This window comes from Mycobacterium liflandii, from assembly GCF_022354805.1.
Lineage (GTDB): Bacteria > Actinomycetota > Actinomycetes > Mycobacteriales > Mycobacteriaceae > Mycobacterium > Mycobacterium marinum.
Map to the genome: position 1 here is coordinate 998,767 of NZ_CP023138.1, position 15,312 is coordinate 1,014,078.

At 64.6% G+C, this 15,312-nt stretch carries 11 protein-coding genes; all 11 read left to right on the forward strand.

The genetic code is table 11. From position 1 onward, the window contains the following. The first annotated feature begins 128 nt into the window (after positions 1-128). Complete coding sequence (locus CKW46_RS04605; protein ID WP_015354213.1) at positions 129-830, forward strand: class I SAM-dependent methyltransferase; 702 nt, start codon at positions 129-131, stop codon at positions 828-830. Next, positions 827-2,170 (forward strand): molybdopterin-dependent oxidoreductase, encoded by a 1,344-nt coding sequence (locus CKW46_RS04610; protein WP_482052886.1) that lies wholly within the window; start codon positions 827-829, stop codon positions 2,168-2,170. The genes CKW46_RS04605 and CKW46_RS04610 overlap by 4 nt, the downstream gene beginning before the upstream one ends. Before the next feature lies 1 nt (position 2,171). Continuing rightward, positions 2,172-2,690, forward strand: coding sequence for a hypothetical protein (locus CKW46_RS04615; RefSeq protein ID WP_117435668.1), 519 nt, complete (start codon positions 2,172-2,174; stop codon positions 2,688-2,690). A 137-nt stretch (positions 2,691-2,827) separates the two neighbouring features. Beyond that, positions 2,828-4,033, forward strand: coding sequence for an alpha/beta hydrolase fold domain-containing protein (locus tag CKW46_RS04620; protein ID WP_482053361.1), 1,206 nt, complete (start codon positions 2,828-2,830; stop codon positions 4,031-4,033). Positions 4,034-4,077: 44 nt separating this feature from the next. Then, positions 4,078-5,517, forward strand: a complete 1,440-nt coding sequence (locus CKW46_RS04625) for a WS/DGAT/MGAT family O-acyltransferase (RefSeq protein WP_117435670.1) — start codon at positions 4,078-4,080, stop codon at positions 5,515-5,517. Further along, on the forward strand, positions 5,514-6,296 hold the full coding sequence (locus CKW46_RS04630; protein ID WP_012392437.1) for a crotonase/enoyl-CoA hydratase family protein: 783 nt from the start codon (positions 5,514-5,516) through the stop codon (positions 6,294-6,296). Before CKW46_RS04625 ends, CKW46_RS04630 begins: the two co-directional genes overlap by 4 nt. Before the next feature lie 98 nt (positions 6,297-6,394). Beyond that, the gene (locus CKW46_RS04635; RefSeq protein WP_482052887.1) at positions 6,395-7,882 is read left to right on the forward strand and encodes a class I adenylate-forming enzyme family protein; all 1,488 of its coding nucleotides are present in this window, start codon (positions 6,395-6,397) and stop codon (positions 7,880-7,882) included. Beyond that, complete coding sequence (locus CKW46_RS04640; protein ID WP_015354217.1) at positions 7,879-8,175, forward strand: hypothetical protein; 297 nt, start codon at positions 7,879-7,881, stop codon at positions 8,173-8,175. Before CKW46_RS04635 ends, CKW46_RS04640 begins: the two co-directional genes overlap by 4 nt. A 744-nt stretch (positions 8,176-8,919) precedes the next feature. Beyond that, positions 8,920-10,479: a fatty acyl-AMP ligase gene (locus CKW46_RS04645; RefSeq protein WP_499019235.1), complete on the forward strand. Its 1,560-nt coding sequence runs from the start codon at positions 8,920-8,922 to the stop codon at positions 10,477-10,479. A 111-nt stretch (positions 10,480-10,590) separates the two neighbouring features. Then, a complete protein-coding gene (locus CKW46_RS04650) occupies positions 10,591-14,379 on the forward strand; it encodes a thioester reductase domain-containing protein (protein WP_482052888.1) in 3,789 nt (1,262 codons plus the stop codon). Between the two features lie 18 nt (positions 14,380-14,397). Next, complete coding sequence (locus tag CKW46_RS04655; RefSeq protein ID WP_499018822.1) at positions 14,398-15,255, forward strand: hypothetical protein; 858 nt, start codon at positions 14,398-14,400, stop codon at positions 15,253-15,255. The last annotated feature ends 57 nt before the right edge of the window (positions 15,256-15,312 follow it).

Sequence of the window (15,312 nt, forward strand, 5' to 3'; positions counted from 1 at the left end):
CTTGCAGGCTTGGTGTAGTCGATAAAAGATCGGGGTACCGGTGGAAGTGCTGGCGCAAGCGGTTCCTGTCAGCGTGTTACCCGGGCGTGGACGTCCGGCCTGGTCGGGCTCGATGCAAGGGGCGTGAAATGCTGGGGCATCTGTACGAGCGGGCGCTAGGTGGCGAGCGGTGCTGGATCCGCCATGAGGACGGTGAGCTCCGCCCGTTGCCGACTCACCGTTGGTTGGGGGCCGGGGCAGCCGAGCGCGGTTGCGCTTCGGCCGAGGGTTCTTCTTCCGGTGACGTCGGCACCGGCGACGAAGACGCCGCCTCCGACGAGGACTTCGATGAAGCCGTGGCGCAGATGTGTAGCGGGCCGACCATCGAGCTGGGCTGTGGACCGGGCCGGCTGGTGGCCCGGTTGGTGCAGCGGGGAATCCCCGCGCTGGGCATCGATCGGTCGGTGACCGCGATCCGATTGGCCGGTCGCGGCGGTGCGCCGGCGATACTCGGCGATGTTTTCGAGCCGTTGCCCGGGATGGGGCGTTGGCAGACGGTGTTGTTGGTCGACGGGAATGTCGGCCTCGGTGGGGACCCGCTGCGGATCCTGGGCCGGGCCGCCGAGTTGTTGTCCCGCGGCGGGCGGTGCGTGGTCGAATTCGATGCCCAGACCATCGGGGTTTGCTCCCGCTGGGTTCGTCTGGAGTCGGCGCGCGATGTCGGGCCCTGGTTTCGATGGGCGTCGGTCGGCGTGGACAGCGCCGCAATGCTGGCCGCACAGGTAGGTCTGACGCTGATCGGCGTCAGGATGCTTGGCGGACGGGTGATCGCAAACCTGGCGGCCCTGTGAACTGCCCGGCTGAAGACGACCCCGAGCGGGAGCTGGAACCGGAGCCGGCCCACGGGTTTCCCGCCCGGCTGTGGCGCACCTTGGAGCGACACCCGCCGGGGGTGCGGCGATTGGCCGCGTTTCGAAGCCCGCTGCGGGGACCGTGGCTGACCTCGGTGTTCGGGCTGGTGCTGTTGGTGGCAATGCCGATCGTGATCCTTACCGGATTGCTGTCCTATATCGCCTATGCTCCGCAGTTCGGGCAGGCGATCCCGGCCGATGTCGGCTGGCTGCGCCTGCCAGGTTTTGACTGGCCCGCTCATCCGTCTTGGCTGTACCGATTGACCCAGGGCCTGCACGTAGGACTGGGTCTGGTGCTGATCCCGGTGGTGCTGGCCAAGCTCTGGTCGGTGATCCCGAAATTGTTTGTTTGGCCGCCGGCGCGGTCGATCGCCACACTGCTGGAGCGGCTGTCGCTGTTGATGCTGGTCGGTGGGGTGCTGTTCGAGATTGTCACCGGCGTGCTCAACATCCAGTACGACTACATCTTCGGCTTCAGCTTCTACGACGGCCACTACTTCGGTGCCTGGGTCTTCATCGCCGGTTTCCTCATGCATATCGCGGTCAAGATGCCAAAGATGATCACCGGACTGCGGTCATTCTCGATACGAGAAGTCTTGCGCACCAATGTGACTGACACGCGCCCCGAGCCGCCCGACGCATCGGGGCTGGTGTCCGAAGATCCCGCCGAACCGACCGTGAGCAGGCGCGGAGCGCTGGCCCTGGTCGGTTCGGGTGTGCTGCTGCTCGGCGTCTTGACCGTCGGCCAAACCTTGGGCGGGCCACTGCGCAACATCGCCCTGCTGCTGCCAAGAGGCCGGCCCGCACAGGGCAACCGGGAATTCCCGGTCAACAAGACCGCGGCGGTCGCCGGAATCACCCCCGAGGCCGTGGGGCCGGCGTGGCGGCTGGTGCTCCGTGGCGGTCCCAACGAGGTCGTGCTGGACCGCGCCGCCCTGGCCGGATTGCCGCAACACACCGCCCGCCTACCGATCGCCTGTGTTGAAGGGTGGTCGACGGTTCAGACCTGGACCGGGGTGCGACTGTCGGAGCTGGCCCGCAGGGCCGGAGTGGCCGCGCCCCGGTCGGCGCGGGTGACGTCGCTGCAACGCGGCGGCGCCTTTGGTGAGGCGACGCTGCAGGGCAATCAGGTCGGCGCTTCGGATGCGCTGCTGGCGTTGCGGGTCAACGGCGAAGACCTGCCGCTCGATCACGGCTATCCGGCGCGGATCATCGTTCCCGCATTGCCCGGCGTGCACAACACCAAATGGGTCGCCTCGATCAATTTCGAGGCTGGTTGAGATGCGCGAACTCACTAGGCGCTTCGGCCGCTATTACGGCGCGCACCCGCTGCATCTGCTGACCATGCTCGCCGGCCTCGCGCTGGTTGGCTACATCGTGGCGACCTTCAAGATCGCCACACTGTGGAATCCGGGTACCTGGTGGCAGTCGATCGCGGTGTGGTTCGCGGCCGCCGTCATCGGCCACGACCTCGTCGCATTCCCAGTCTATTCTCTGGTTGATCGCATCTTTGCGGTGCGCTGGGGCCGCGCCCGCTCCGGAAGTCGAGAAGTCTCGGTCCGCAACTACCTGCGGATCCCGGCGATGGGGTCCGCCCTGACGCTGCTGATATTCCTGCCCGGCATCATCGAGCAAGGTGCGTTGACCTACCACGCGGCCACCGGCGAAACCCAGCAGCCGTTTTTGGGTAGGTGGCTGTTGCTCACCGCGGTGATGTTCGCGCTCAGTGCGGCCACCTACGCCGTCCGACTGGTGCTCGCGCATCGGCGGCGCGTGAGCGAAGTCCAGCTCAGCCGTTGAATAGCGGGGTTGGCGACCCTGGCAAATCATCGGTCGGGCGCAATCATTTGCCGTCGGACCCAACCCGGACGCGAGCCGGTGCGGTGGCGGCCAACAGGAGTACGCTCCCCCACATGGCTGCCACCGGCCCGACAACGATGTCGATGACGTCGATGACGTCGATGATGTCCCGTGTCAAATGGATGCTGCGCGCGCGTCCTGCCGACTATCTGCTGGCCATGAGTGTCGCCGGGGCTTCGCTACCGGTGGTGGGCAAGCATCTCGAGCCGCTGGGTTGCGTCACCGCAATGGGGGTCTGGGGCGCGCGCCATACCCCGGAGTTCGTCGCGGCAAGGGCAAAGGATCTGTTCACTCCGGGTATCAACGTGACGCGTCAGCGCGACCGGGACAGCACGAACGAAGTCTCGGCGGCGGCGCTGCGGGGGATCGTCTCAACGGCGGATTTGGATGTCGAATGGCCGGCGCCCCAGCGCACGCCGCCAGTGTGCGAAGCATTTCGTCACCGCCGCTACCTACATCGGGGCGGGGTTCACTACGGCAACAGCCCGGCCCAGGTGCTCGACGTGTGGCGCCGGGACGACCTGCCCACCGAGCCCGCGCCGGTGCTGATTTTTGTTCCCGGCGGCGCCTGGATACACGGCAGTCGAGCAATCCAGGGGTATGCATTGCTGTCGCGGCTGGCCGAACAGGGCTGGGTGTGCCTGTCGATCGACTACCGAGTCGCGCCGCATCACCGGTGGCCCCGCCACATCCACGACGTGAAAGCGGCCATCGCCTGGGCCCGCGCCAATGTCGACAAGTTCGGCGGTGACCGCAACTTCATTGCGGTGGCGGGGTGTTCGGCCGGCGGTCACCTGTCCGCATTGGCCGGCCTGACCGCCAACGATCCGGATTATCAAAGTGAGCTTCCCGAAGGGTCCGACACGTCGGTGGACGCGGCCGTCGGGATCTACGGTCGCTACGACTGGGAGGATCGATCCACCGCCGAACGGGCGCGGTTCGTCGACTTCCTGGAGCGAGTGGTGGTCAAGCGCTCGATCAAACGTCACCCGCAGGTGTTCCGCGACGCATCACCGGTTGCCCGGGTACACACCAACGCGCCGCCGTTTCTGGTCATTCACGGCAGCCGCGACGGTGTCATCCCGGTGGCGCAAGCGCGCAGCTTCGTCGAGCGGTTGCGTGCGGTGTCGCGTTCACTGGTCGCCTACGTCGAACTGCCCGGGGCCGGCCACGGCTTCGACCTGCTGGACGGGGCCCGCACAGGCTCGGCCACGCACGCGATTTCGTTGTTCCTCAACCAGATTCATCGCACTCGGGCGCAGCTGTCGAAAGAGGTCATCTAACGCGTCGGTCGACAGTGAGGTCACGCCATGACTAGAGGGCTGAGATGAAACGGCTCAGCGGTTGTGACGCGGTACTGCTGTACAGCGAAACGCCCAACGTGCACATGCACACCCTCAAAGTTGCTGTTATCGAACTCGATCCGGACCGCCGCGCGTTCGGCGTCGACGCGTTCCGGGCAGTCATCGGCGAACGCATGGCCAAACTGGAACCTTTCGGGTATCAGCTCGTCGACATCCCGTTCAAGTTCCATCACCCGATGTGGCGAGAGCACTGTGAAGTTGACCTCGACTACCACATCCGCCCCTGGCAGCTCAGACCCCCAGGGGGTCGGCGCGAGTTGGACGAGGTGATCGGTGAGATCGCCAGCACGCCGCTGGACCGCAGGTACCCGTTGTGGGAGATGTACTTCGTCGAAGGCCTGGCCAACCATCGAGTCGCGGTGGTGGGCAAGATCCATCATGCCCTCGCCGACGGGGTCGCCTCGGCGAACCTGATGGCACGCGGCATGGACTTGTTGCCCGGCCCCGAGGGCGATCCGTACGTGAGCGACCCGGCTCCTACCAAGCGGGAATTGATGAGCTCGGCGTTCCTGGATCACCTGCGCCACCTTGGCCGGATCCCCGCGACGATGCGCTACACCGCGCAGGGCCTGGCCCGCGTGAGACGCAGCTCGCGAAAGCTGTCTCCCGAGCTGACCCGCCCGTTCACCCCGCCACCGACGTTCATGAACCATATGCTCACCCCGCAGCGCAGATTCGCCACCGCGACGTTGGCGCTTGCCGACGTGAAGCAGACCGGTAAGCAGCTGGGCGCGACGATCAACGACATGGTGCTGGCGATGTCCACCGGAGCGCTGCGGAACCTGCTGTTGCGCTATGACGGCCGGGCCGAGCCACTGCTGGCCTCGGTCCCGGTGAGCTACGACTTCTCGTCGGACCGCATCAGCGGGAACTACTTCAGCGGGATGATGGTGGCGCTGCCCACCGACTGCGCGGACCCATTGGAGCGGGTACAGGCCTGTCATGAAAATGCGTTATCGGCCAAGGAGAGTCACCAGCTGCTGGGGCCCGAGCTGATCAGTCGCTGGGCGGCGTACTGGCCGCCGGGGGCAACCGAAGTGGCCTTCCGGTGGGCGTCGAGCCGGGACGGGCAAAACAAGGTCCTGAATCTGAACATCTCGAATGTTCCCGGCCCGCGCGAGCACGGCAGGGTGGGTGGTGCGCTGGTAACCGAGATCTATTCGGTGGGGCCGCTGACCGCGGGTAGCGGCCTGAACATCACCGTGTGGAGCTATGTCGACCAGCTCAATATCTCGGTCCTGACAGACGGTGCCACCGTCGAGGATCCGCATGAAGTGACTGAAGCCATGATGGCTGACTTCGTCGAGATACGAAGGGCGGCTGGGCTTTCCGCAGAGCTGACGGTCATCGAGGCAGCGATGGCGCAAGCTCGATCAATGAATGAAGGAGCTGGGAGCGCGTGAGTGAACTAAACGGCGACACCGAACCCGAAGTCCTGGTCGAACAGCGGGACCGAATCCTGATCATCACGATCAATCGGCCCAAGGCCAAGAACTCGGTCAACGCCGCGGTGAGCCGGGCCTTGGCCGATGCGATGGATCGCCTCGATGCTGACGCCGGCCTCTCGGTGGGGATCCTTACCGGAGCGGGTGGCTCGTTCTGTGCCGGCATGGACCTCAAGGCGTTTGCCCGCGGCGAGAACGTCGTGGTCGAGGGCCGGGGGCTGGGGTTCACCGAGCGCCCACCGGCCAAACCGCTGATCGCGGCGGTCGAAGGATACGCCTTGGCCGGCGGCACTGAGCTGGCCTTGGCCACCGATCTGATTGTGGCGGCCAGGGATTCGGCGTTCGGAATACCGGAGGTGAAACGGGGTCTGGTGGCCGGTGGCGGGGGATTGCTGCGGCTGCCCGAGCGCATTCCCTACGCGATCGCGATGGAACTGGCGCTCACCGGTGACAACCTGTCCGCCGAACGCGCCCACGCACTCGGCATGGTCAACGTGCTGGCCGAACCCGGGGCAGCCCTGGATGCGGCGATCGCGTTGGCGGAGAAGATCACTGCCAACGGTCCGCTCGCGGTGGCCGCCACCAAACGGATCATCACCGAATCCCGCGGCTGGAGTCTGGACACCAGATTCGCCCAGCAGATGAAGATCCTGTTCCCGATTTTCACCTCCAATGACGCCAAGGAAGGTGCGATCGCGTTCGCGGAGAAACGTCCGCCCCGCTGGACCGGTACCTGACCGGCGCCGACCACGGCTTCTCCCCGGGAAGCCGGGCCCGCCGATGGGTTACACTGAGGCCAAGTTTTGTAAAGGGAGGGCTTCCTGAAGGGTCCCGGATGAGCGTTTCGTTGCTGCTCGAAATGGCTGCGTCAGCTAGTCCTGACCGCATCGCCGTCGTCTCGGGCGACTTGCGGCTGACGACTCAGCAGCTCAGCGATCTCGCCGACGGGGGTGCGGGGGCCATCGCCGCATCCGATGCCCAGCATGTGGTGTACGTCGGCACCGGCGGGGCGATGCTGCCGCTGCTGATCTTCGCCTCGGCGCGCGCCGGGCTGCCCTTCACCTCGATCAACTACCGGCTGTCCGCCGACGGCATCGCAGCCTTGATCCGCCGGTTGCCACGGCCCCTGGTGGTCGTCGACGAACGCTACCGGGACACGATCGCAGCCGACCAGTCGCTGAGCTCCCAGCAATTTCTGGAGCTAGCCGGCCGCGCCGAACCGGTCGCGGAGTTTCCCGACCCGGACTCGGTGGCCATCGTGCTGTTCACTTCGGGCACCACCTCGCAACCCAAGGCCGTCGAGCTGACCCACAGCAACCTGACCAGCTATGTCACCACGACGGTCGAGTTCGGGTGCGCCGCGCCCTCCGACGCGGCGCTGATCTGTGTGCCGCCGTATCACATCGCCGGGGTAAGTGCCGTCCTGTCGAATCTGTATGCCGGACGAAAGATGGTCTACCTGAACAACTTTGACGCGCACGAGTGGGTAAGGCTGACCAATGCGGAACAGGTCACCACCGCCACCGTGGTGCCGACCATGCTGGACCGCATCGTCGCCGTGCTCGAGACCGGCGAACACAAGCTGCCCTCGTTGCGCAACCTGGCCTACGGTGGCTCGAAAGTCGGTCTGCCACTGGTGCGCCGGGCCCTCGAGCTGTTGCCGGACGTGGGCTTCGTCAACGCCTACGGGCTGACCGAGACCAGCTCGACCATCGCCGTGCTGACGCCCGATGACCATCGCGCCGCGCAGTCCGCGGCGGCGGCTGGCCTGGCCAGGCGGTTGGGCTCGGTGGGGCGGCCGGTGCCCGGCGTCGAGCTGCAGATCCGGGGCCAGAACGGCAGGGTGCTCGGGCCCGGTGAGACCGGCGAACTGTTTGTGCGGGGTGAGCAGGTGTCCGGACGCTACACCGGAATCGGTTCGGTGCTAGACGGCCACGGCTGGTTCGGCACCAAGGACATCGCCATGCTCGACGAAGACGGCTACCTATTCATCGGCGGACGCTCCGACGACACCATCATCCGCGGTGGGGAGAACATCGCGCCGGCCGAACTCGAGGAAGTGCTGATCGAGCACCCGCAGGTGCGCGACGTGGCCGTGGTCGGAGTCGAGGATGCCCAGTGGGGCCAGGAGATCGTGGCCGTCGTGGTGCCCGTCGCCGGCGTCGACCCAGATCCGGAAGAACTACGTGAATTCGTGCGAAGAAGTTTGCGGGGGTCGCGCACCCCGGACCGGGTAGTGTTTCGTCGCGAGCTGCCCACCACCGCCACCGGCAAAATCCTTCGCCGGGAGATCATCGAGGAACTGGCAGGTACGAAATCATGATCAAGAACGGAACCCGGCTGGCCAGCCAGGTGTGTGACACCCAGGTCATCGTGGTCAGAAGCACCGACACCCTCGACGATCTGCGGTGCGGAGGCGCGCCGATGGTGGAGATTGGCGTGCAGCGCTCGGGCCAACTCGATCCCGAGTTCGCCGACGGCTCGGTGCTGGGCAAACGCTATGTCGATGAGGCCGGTGCCGAGTTGCTGGTCACCAAACCGGGCGCCGGGTCGTTGAGTGTCGGTGCCACCAAGCTGGCGCTCAAGGAGGTCAAGCCGCTTCCGGCCAGCGACTGATCCAGCTGGCCGATGGCAATCGGTGCCCCCGCGCATCGGGGTTTTTGCTCCAGGTCTGGCGTTTTGGTCTAGCAACAACCCGCCGAGTCCGGCTCCACCGCCGGTACCACCGAACCCGGCCTGGAAACCCAGCCGGCCGGTTCCACCGTTGCCTCCGTAGGCGGCGATGGCCGCAAAGGCGCCCAATTCGGCGTTCCCACCGAACCCACCGTCGTCGCCAACCCCACTGTTGCAGCCACTCACCGTTGTCGCCGCCCCGCCATTGCCGGGGTCTTGGCTGTCCGCGCCGTCGTTAGTGCCCCAGCCCGCCGGCCTACCGGCGCGAGAGTGGTTGTGTTCGAACTGATCTAACGCCAAGGGCGGTGAAACCCCGGCGGCGCCAGTTAAGAATTCATTGAGCAGCAATTGTTTTCATGGTCAAGATGGCGTTGTCGTCGGGTTGGTGCAAAGTATCGAACCTGATGCTGAGCAAGGGGGGTGGGCCGCGGCTGCTCGCGGTTCGGGGCTTCGTCCAAGCCATCGATCAAGCAGGAAGGTCAGGGAGACACTGTGAACGAATCGATTCCAGGGGGACGAGTGGCGCACCTTCCTCCTCCCCACCTCAATCTCGTTGAGCGACTGGCATGGCGCGCGCGCAATCAGCCTGACGAGCTGGCGATGGTCGAGCTGCGAGGCATGCGTGGCGAGACGGACAAGGCTACCTAAGCGCGGCTGGACGCTCGCGCCCGGGCAATCGCGGTTCATCTGAAAAGTCTTGGTAATCAAGGTGATCGCGTGCTACTCGTGATGGGCAACTGTCTCGACTATGTCGTCGGCTTCCTGGCATGTGCTTATGCTCGCCGTGTTGCGGTGAATCTGCCCGTGCCGCGCCGTGCCAAACACCTGGATAGGCTCGCCCACGTCGTGGCCGACTGTGGGGCGGAAGTCTTGCTCACGAGCGGGCCCGAGGCGAAAGAGTTGACGGCAAGCGTGGCTGCCGATTTGCGCCTGGACTTCCTGACGGTACTGCGCCTCGACTGGCTGTTGGCCATCCCTGATGAAGACTGGCAACCCGTCGCACCGGCATCCAAAGACGTATGCCTACTGCAGTACACCTCCGGCTCCACAAGCGCACCGCGCGGGGTGGTCGTCACCCACGACAACCTCATGTTCAACTGTGCCCAAATACAATACGGCTTCGGCCTTACCGCGGAAGACCGTGCGCTGAGCTGGCTTCCGCTGTATCACGACATGGGCCTGATCCTCGGAGTGCTCACGCCCATCTTCGCGGGCTTCCCGGTTGTGCTCGCCGATCCGCTCAGCTTCGTTAAGCGTCCCGACCTCTGGCTCCGTGCGATCTCCGACTACCGCATCACCTTCACCGGTGGCCCCAACTTCGCCTACGACCTCTGCGCAGACGCCGCCTCGTACGCCGATCTCAGCGGCATCGATCTCTCCTGTTGGAATGTCGCCCTCAACGGCGCAGAACCCATCCGCGCTACCACTCTGGAACGCTTCAATGCGGCCCTTGCCCCCTTGGGCTGGGCTCCAACCTGCATGCAGCCCTCGTACGGCCTCGCCGAGAACACCCTGGCGGTCTCTACCAAGATTCCTGCGACTGAGCCAACCGTTGTGGAGATCTATGTCGCGGCTCTGCGGCAGTCACAGGTGTGTGCACCTCGCGGTGACTCCCCGTCGCGGCGGCTGGTGAGCAGCGGGCGCATCTTGGCGGGGACGATGGTGACGATCGTCGACCCCGAGACCGGACACCCGGTGGGCCCGGACCGGGTGGGCGAGATCTGGTTAACCGGCAGGAGCGTCGCGAAGGGCTACTGGGGCAGGGACATTCAGACGGAGGAGGTCTTTGCGGCGCGCCTACCCGGTGATCCTGCCCGCTATCTGCGTACGGGAGATCTCGGCTTCTGCCGCGACGATGAACTATTTGTTGTCGGTCGTTTGAAAGACCTCGTCATCGTCCATGGCGCCAACCATTACCCGCAGGACCTAGAAGAGACCGCAGAGGGCGCCCATCCGGCTGTGCGCTCACACTTCGTGGCCGTGTTCGCCGAGGAGCGAGAGGACCGTGAGGCCCTCATTGTCGTTGCCGAGATCCGCCGGGAAGCAGAACGGGGCCTGGACCCGCGCGACGTAGGGCAGCGCATCGCGCGCGCCATCACCCGAGAGCACGAGGTATCGGTCGACGCGGTATTTCTCGCGCGATGCGGCGAGGTTCCCAAGACCACCAGCGGCAAGATCCAGCGGTCCTTGTGCCGAGAGCTGCTGCGCCAGGGTGGCCTCGCTTTGTACGGCGCGTTGGAGAAATGAGACAGGCCGATTGGGCCTGAGGCGTTGAGCTCCGGTGCCCACGGCGGGTAGCCGAGTGGCTCGAAGAGATTAAGCACCCGAAGTCAAACCCACCCACTCCTAAGGAGCGCGATGTTCAAGGAAGATGTCGATTTCGTGGCCAGCGGTGGAAACACGACGACCGTGCGCAGTCTGGAGACGTTCCGCGACTGGCTTCGGCATGAGATAGCCAAGAGCAGCGACGCCGGCTTCACCGGTGTCGATTTTTCACGCTCGCTAGCCGACTTGGGGTTCAGTTCGGTTCATACCGTACGTCTGGCCGGCGAACTGGAAAAGCTACTGGAAATCGACATCGAGCCAACCCTGCTCGCCGAATTCGAGAGCATCGATGCCATGTGCGTCACTCTCTTCCGCATGCGCGAGGGAATGCGTAACCGCGACACCAACGCGCCCTACGTGCAAACGGTGCGTGTCGCCGCCTCATTCACCGCTGAGCTGATCGAGCCGACCGTGTGCAACCTGCTCGGTCGCTTGGGCATGCCGGCGAACGTCCAATTCGCCGGGTACAACCAGGTGTTCCAGGCCTTGCTCAACCCCGAGGGTGTATTCGCAGGCGAGGGCGGCATAAATGTCGTGCTCATGCGCGTGGAGGACCTCTTTCGGCACCACAACACGCCTCCCGGCCGGGAGGAACTCGAGCGTGCCGTCGCGGAGCTTTGCGACGCACTGCTCGGCCATGCTGACCGAAGTGGTGCGCCGACTCTGGTCGCTCTGGCGCCGCACTCCCCCCACTCGGTACGCGCACTCGGTCTGGCAGAGCTGCTGGAGGATTTGGACCAACGCATCATCGCCGCTGCTGGCTCCCACCCCAGTCTCTTCCCCGTGGACCTGCGCCGAGTTTACGAGGACTGGCCGGTTGTGCGCATCTGGGATGAGGCCCGTGACAGCCTTGCTCACCTGCCCTTCACTCAGGGGTGTTTCAGTGCCATCGGGGCCTGTATCGCCCGGCGCATCGCTGCCGTGCTCAGCGAACCGGCAAAGGTGATCGTGCTGGACTGTGACAACACCTTGTGGGGCGGTGTGGTGGGGGAAGACGGTCCGGAGGGCATCACGCTCTCCGAGCGTTTTCTGGTCCTCCAGCGTTTCATGGTCGTCCAAGCAGAGGCAGGAAAGCTGCTATGCATTGTCAGCAAGAACAAGGATGCCGATGTATTGGCCGCCTTCGCCGCTCACCCTGACATGCCGCTCGGCTTGGAACACATCTGTCTTCGTCGGATCAACTGGCTACCCAAATCAGAGAACATGCGCTTGCTCGCTGACGAACTCGGACTGGGGCTGGACACATTTATCTTTATTGACGACAGTGCCATGGAAGTCGCCGAGGTCAGCGAGGCGTTGCCGCAGGTGCTCGCCATCGAGCTGCCGCAGCCCGAGTGCTTCGAGTCATTCCTCAACCACCATTGGGCCTTCGACGCGGCGCGTACCACCGAAGAGGATCGGAGTCGCACCGCGATGATGCGCCAGAGCGTCCAGCGCGCCGAGATCGAGGCGAGTGCGCCCACCATCGATGATTTTCTTTCCCGGCTGGATCTCGAGATCGACCTCGCACCCCTCTCGCTGGAAGACGAGCTTGCGCGCGCCGCGCAGCTCACTCACCGCACCAACCAGTTCAACGCCCGCAAACGATCGATGTCCGAGGCGGAGCTGCGTGCGTTCTGTCGCGAGCCGGGCCGGCGCACGTGGCGCGCTCGCGTCAGTGATCGCTTCGGCGACTATGGATTCGTCGGTCTGGTATCCGCGGTGTCGCGTGACAGCGCCCTAGTTTGCGATCTTTTCCTGATGAGTTGTCGCGTACTGGGCCGTCGGGTGGAGCAGGCGCTGGTGCGCAGGCTGGCAGTGGATGCCAGCGAGGCCGGTTGCGACCAGCTTTTGCTGGAGCTGGAGACCAGTGCGCGCAACGTTCCCGTTCGCAGCTTCTACGACAGCCTTGCCGGCGTCAGTGTGCCCGCGGGGGTCGGCGACGTACAGAAGATAATTCTCGAGGTGGCCGATATCGAGGCTCACCTGCTCGCTTCCACCCGGGTGATCTTGCGGGAGGAGACCGACCCGGCGCGGGATGAGTCCGCGCCCGTGCCGTCCCGGTCTGGCGCCCGGACCCGGGCCGCCGGTGGTTACGCTGAAATTGCCCGCATTGGCTCGAACGTCGATGCCCTGATGACCGCCTTGGCGGTGACCGCCCACGCGCGTCGTCCGGCGCTTGCCACGCCCTACGTCACACCCCGTGATAGCCAGGAGAAGGCGATCGCTCGCATCTGGTGCGATGTGCTGGGCATCGACCGGGTGGGAGTGAACGACAACTTCTACGAACTCGGCGGCGACTCCCTGCGCGCCGCCGAGGCCTTTGCCCGTATGTGGGACATGGGTGTAGCAGAGTCAATCTCGCTGCAGACCATCATCGAGCCCACTGTTGCCGTGCTGGCCCAGGCGATAAGGGACGTGGAGGCCGGCCGCGCCCCGCAGCTGCTTGCTGATTCCTTCTCGCTCAAGGAAGAAGGCCATCTTGCCGCTGACATTTGTCGGCCGGGCTATGACCCCAGTACCTACGACCGGCCCATGCACCACATTCTGCTGACCGGCGGTACTGGCTACCTGGGCGCATATCTCATCCGCGAGCTGTTGATCCAAACCGAGGCTCGCATCTCTTGTTTGGTGCGTGCGTCAACCCCCGAGGAGGGGCGGCAGCGCATTCTGAACAACCTTTGCCGGTACGGGCTCTGGGATGTCACCTTCGAATCGAGGGTTGACGTCGTGTTGGGCGACCTGACCGCGCCCTGGCTGGGGCTGGACGGCCTGGCGCCGTTCCAAGTGCTTGCTCGCTCCATCGACACCATCGTGCATTCCGCGGCATGGGTCAACTTCGTCTATCCCTACCAGCATCTCAAGGCCACCAATGTGGAGTCCACGGAGACGATCCTGCGATTGGCAGTGTCCAGCGAGGCCCCCATCCAGGTGCACTTTGTTTCAACCCTTGGCGTGATCATGTCGACCGGCTACGGTCGACACTCCGTTGTGCAGGACCGGGAGGCGATCACCCACTGCGACGACCTGCTAAACGGCTACGAGCAGACCAAATACGTCAGCGATGTGATGATGTGGCAAGCATTCACCGAACGAGGTATACTCGGTGCCATCTACCGGCCGGGCATGGTGTCTGGACTATCCGACGGTACCTACCACAAGCTCGACGAATTCCTGCCCCAGTTCCTCAAGGGATGCATCCAGCTCGGCGCCTGGCCGCTGCTGGACACCACCTGGGAGATGGCGCCCGTGGACTTCACTTCCAAGGCCATCGTGCACATCGCAAAACGCCCGCAGAACCTCAATCAGGCTTATTTTGTGGTGCATCCGCGCTCCAGGCAGGTTTCGGACTACATCGATTGGCACCGCGAGGTGGGCTACGACATTCGTGGACTGCCGTGGGATGTCTGGAAGAGGGAGTTGCTCGGCCTCGGTACTGAGGGGCTGCGGAAAAACGCGCTCTTCCCCTTCGTGGACTTCATCCGCGCGCTCTCCGAGGAGCAGGTATTCTTTCCGCCCACCGGCCGCGCGTTGTTTGATTCCGCCACAGCGGATCTGGACTTCGACGTGCCCGATCAACTGGAGCTGTTGGCCCGCTACACGCGCCATTTTGTGGCATGCGACTACTACGACCAACTGCCCAGCAACCCGCGTGCCGGCCTATCCGACGAGCCTGCGTTGGTGCTGCACCCCCCGGGAGAATCCGGGCAGGCTTTGGATGATCGCCTGCGCTTCGATGGCGTCCAGCTGGATTTCGTCGAGACCTATTACGTCCTCTTCAACGATCCGGTGCGGGGCTTCAGCTTTATGGCGCGCTACGTGCTGCACAACGGCTTTCTGTAGTCCGACAAACTCGCGGAGGTGTGGTCTACGTTCCGCGACCGCCGGCGCCCGGGTACGGAGTTGGCCATCCGCCAGCGTTATCCACTAGGTCATGCCCGGCTCGAGAACTCGGCGAAAGTACGTCTTGAGATCGGTCCTTCGGGCTATGGCGAAGAGAAGGTATGGGGCCGCGTGGATTCCGCGGACGGGGTGATCGAGTGGGATCTCGAATTGGACCGGAGCGAGGCGATCTCCTTAGATCGCCTACCCGAAGCCTCGGCCTACGACTTGCTTCCACACTTCCAGTCGAACGGGGCAAGACAGCACCTTCGCGGTGTTGTCACGGTTTGTGGCCAGACATACGAGATCGGCCGCACGGTGGCGAGCGACGGGCACTATTGGAACACCAAGAATCTGCGCGAGTCCGCCTGGGTGCATGGCGCCAACTTCGAGGGTGATCCTGACTTCCTCATCGAAGGCTTCGGCGCCCGCTTCAACGATTGGTCTCAGACCTCGCTATGGCTGACCTTCAGCTACAAGGGCGAGTGCATCGAGAGCAACCTGATCGATGCTTTTCATCACAACCGCGAGTTGGATTCAGCCACGGACTCTTGGGACTTCGTTGCCGAGCGTGGCGACCTCCGCTTCGTGGTGCGTGTCAAAGCGGACCCGGCGCGCATGCTGCTGTCGGTCCGCCCGTTGCCCGGTGACGAATACGTTTACACCCATTTCACCGACGAGGCGGACGTGACGATCGACATCGAACAGCGCTCCGGCCGCGGCTGGTGGAAGAGTGACCAGCGCATCGCCCGGGGCACAGCGGTTTTCGAGTCAACGCGAAAGGTGCGTAACCCGGGCGCCACGCGGGAGTTCCGCATCGTGAGGGGGAGGTGCTGAAGGGCACACTGCCGCGGAGACGATCGAGACGTTTCTGACCGATCGCGACCGCGGACC